Raw genomic sequence first — 2,865 nt, 5'->3', positions numbered from 1 at the left:
CGGCAGCGTGCGCGCGGGCGCGGCCATCGCCCAGCTCGCGGGCGCGGCGCTCAAGAAGTGCGTGCTGGAACTGGGCGGCTCGGACGCCTTCATCGTGCTCGCCGACGCCGATCTCGACGAAGCCGTGCGCTCCGCCGTGCTGGGCCGCTTCGGCAACACGGGGCAGGTCTGCCTCGCGGCCAAGCGCCTGATCGTCGAAGCGCCGGTGGCCGCCGAATTCGAGGCGCGTTTCGTCGCCGCCGTGAAGGCGCTGCGCATGGGTTCGCCGCGCGACGAGGCGAACTTCATCGGCCCGATGGCGCGCTACGATCTGCGCGACGAACTGCACGGCCAGGTCGAGCGCACGCTCGCCGAAGGCGCGCGCCTCGTGCTCGGCGGCCACAAGGTCGAAGGCCCGGGCAACTACTACGAGCCGACGGTGATCGCCGACGTGCAGCCGGGCATGACGTCGTTCCGCGAGGAGCTGTTCGGGCCGGTCGCCTCGATCATCGTCGCGCGCGATGCGCAGCACGCCGTCGAGATGGCGAACGACAGCGAGTTCGGTCTGGGCGGCACGATCTGGACCCGCGATCTCGAACGCGCGGACGCGATGGCCGCGCAGATCGAAACCGGCGCGGTGTTCATCAACGGCGACGTGGCGACGGACCCGCGCGTGACGGTCGGCGGCGTGAAGAAGAGCGGTTTCGGACGCGAGCTGTCGAGCTTCGGCATGCACGAGTTCTGCAATGTTCAGACGGTCTGGACCGACCGCCGCTAAGCGGGGAACGTTCAGCGCTGCAGAATAAATACGGCGCGCCGCGATTCCCTGCACGAGGACGGGTTTGTCCTGATGCACCGAATCGCGGGCTCATCCGTTAAACCGTTCATGGAGCGCGGCGGCGGCTCGACCGACTTGCCGGTCCGGCGCCGCGTGCCATACCCTGTCCCCGTTCATTCAGGGACCATGCAGAGTCGAAGTATTCAGCGCCGAGGGAAATCCGTCGGCGCTTTTTTTTGCGTGTTCGGGTGGCGGCTGCGGGAAGAATCGAACGCGAAGCGAAGCGAAAAAACAGCGGACGAAACACAGCGGGGAAAATTTCGAATGACGAACGAAGTTCGCCGCGTGCTCAATGCATCGATACGGACATGCGCGTCAATGCGCGTCGTAGCTGCCGGACTCTTCGTGCGGCATGACGCGCGGTTCGGCGCGGCCGAGCGCTTCGAGCAGCGAACGGCCGGCGGACGTGAGCGACAGACGGCGAATGCCTTCGGCGCGCTGTTCGAGCGCGACGAGCTGACGCTCGAACAGAATATCGAGTTCGTGGCGGTTCATATCGATCTGCTCCGGCGCGTGGCGGATCAGCATCAGCGTGGCAAACTCGTGGGGGCTTAGCACTTCTCCTCTCCTTGATCGGCACCTCTGGGAATGCAACCAGGGGCGCAGGGCCGCATATGATCGGGGGAATGTGTGACGCGCGCGTGACTGTCACAATCTTTGTCACACGATTTGTCACGCACACGCCACATTCATCGTTGCCGCCGATCAGGCCGTCGAGTTCGCCGCCGCGTCGATCCGTGCGCCGCTCAGCCTTGCCGCTGGGCGAGCGCCACGCCGCACGCATCCACCAGATCGCGCAGCGTCGGTGCGAGTTGCGTGCGGGCGTCGTCGGCGATGCTCATGCCTTCGTCCCTGCGCACGGCGCGCACACCGACGACGATGGACGCGTCGGGCGCACGCTCGCGCAGCCGCCGCACCAGGTTGCGAAGGTACGGCGGCGACTCCGCGGCGTCGAGCGACACCACGCAGATCGCTGCCGTCTGCGCATCCACCATGCCCGCGCGCGTCGCGCGCACTTCTTCGTAGGTGGTCGCCGTGCTCGGAATCTTCGCGCGCCCGAGCAACTGGCAGACGACCGCCACCGCCACGTCGTCGAACGCGCCGCGCCCCGGCACGCAGAGCAGCGCGCGGCCGTCGTCGGGAATCTCGGCGCGCAGCTCGGGCGTCAGCTCGGTTGCGTCCTGTTTGCGCGCGCCGTTGCTTCCATGCCCGTTGCCGTTGCCATTGCGCGTATGCCGCGAATCGTCCACGGATTCGAGGTCCTCGACGATATCGAGCAGCGCCTGATTGATGCGCGCGATCTGCTCGGCGGGCAGCACGCCGCGCAGCACGTCGTTGCGCGCGAAGCGCAGGCCCTCGAACACGACCTGCTCGTAATAGTCGATCAGCGGCATCTCGTGGAGCAGCCGGTCGGCCTGCAGCAGCGCTTCGTGCGGATCGTCGGCGAGCAGACGTTGATAGCAGGTCTGCGCGGGCGTCAGCGCGGGCTGGTCGCCGAGCAGGATGGTCAAAAAGTTCAAACGATCCACGTAACGACCGAGCGTGACGATGCACAGCGTCAGCGGCGTCGAGAGCACGAGACCGATCGGCCCCCACAGCCAGCTCCAGAAAATCGCCGCCACCACCACCGCGAGCGGCGAGAGTCCGGAGCGGCGGCCGTAGAGCATCGGCTCGGCGAACTGGCCCGCCACGACATCGACGACGATGAAGAAGATCAGCGTCCACACCGCCATCGTCCATTGCGGCTGAATGGCGGCCGCGAGCAGCGTGGCGAGCACGGCGGCGATCCAGATGCCGATGTACGGCACGAAGCGCAGCAGCGCCGCGAGCGCGCCGAACAGCAGCGCGCCCGGCACGCCGATGCCCGCCAGCCCGATCGCGAGCACCGCGCCCACCGAAACGTTCACGCCCAGCTGCGCGACGAAGTAGCGCGACAGGCGCTCGGAGGCGTCGTTGATGGCGGTGGTCGTGCGGTGCAGGTCGTCGGAACCGAACACGCTGATCAGGCGGTCGCGCAGATCCTCGCGCTGCAGCAGGATGAAGATCGA

3 protein-coding genes are annotated in these 2,865 nt (G+C 67.4%); 1 reads left to right on the top strand and 2 read right to left on the bottom strand.

Going from position 1 to position 2,865, the window contains the following annotated elements:
• The coding region (locus G3N97_RS37765) for an aldehyde dehydrogenase family protein (RefSeq protein ID WP_205997846.1) at positions 1-757 on the top strand (757 nt) is incomplete at its 5' end.
• Positions 758-1,132: 375 nt separating this feature from the next.
• Here the strand turns inward: G3N97_RS37765 and G3N97_RS37760 are convergent.
• Together G3N97_RS37760 and G3N97_RS37755 are read right to left on the bottom strand one after the other, a co-directional pair.
• Entirely contained in the window at positions 1,133-1,375 is a 243-nt protein-coding gene (locus G3N97_RS37760) for a hypothetical protein (RefSeq protein WP_205997845.1), read from the bottom strand.
• 188 nt (positions 1,376-1,563) lie between these two features.
• The coding region (locus G3N97_RS37755) for an AI-2E family transporter (protein ID WP_205997844.1) at positions 1,564-2,865 on the bottom strand (1,302 nt) is incomplete at its 5' end.

It is taken from the genome of Paraburkholderia sp. Ac-20347 (assembly GCF_017104805.1).
GTDB lineage: Bacteria > Pseudomonadota > Gammaproteobacteria > Burkholderiales > Burkholderiaceae > Paraburkholderia > Paraburkholderia tropica.
The sequence above is the reverse complement of the archived record's forward strand: the minus strand, read 5'-3'. Positions and strand labels throughout refer to the sequence as shown.